This is a genomic window from Gilvimarinus gilvus, from assembly GCF_030518155.1.
GTDB classification, from domain to species: domain Bacteria; phylum Pseudomonadota; class Gammaproteobacteria; order Pseudomonadales; family Cellvibrionaceae; genus Gilvimarinus; species Gilvimarinus gilvus.
In genome coordinates, this window is record NZ_JAULRU010000273.1 from 1 (window position 1) to 322 (window position 322).

Below are 322 nucleotides of genomic sequence, written 5' to 3' on the forward strand. Positions count from 1 at the left end.
ATATCTGTATTTGCTGCAAAAAACGGAGTTAAATCAAATGAAATTCCAATTGGTGAAGATTGTGATGCATTGGGCATCCCTTGAATGGCAAAAACAAGATACCCAGAACCATGTTCCAATTTACCATCGGCTATAGTTGCAGTAATGTTTGGATTACCAACCGAAGTAAATGAAGCCCCTACAAACTTACCTCCATTACCTCCAGAATAAGGCACTTTAATTATACTTCCTGAAATAATGGGCTTTGGAGTATTCCCATCAATAGATTGAGAAGGATCAATTGTAGAAGCAATACAATTTACTGTTGCAGATCCTTTTACAG

The 322-nt window shown here is 37.0% G+C and carries 1 protein-coding gene; it reads right to left on the bottom strand.

The features are described from left to right. A partial coding sequence (locus tag QWI17_RS04765; protein WP_302721374.1) for a hypothetical protein occupies positions 1–322 on the bottom strand: 322 nt, incomplete at both ends.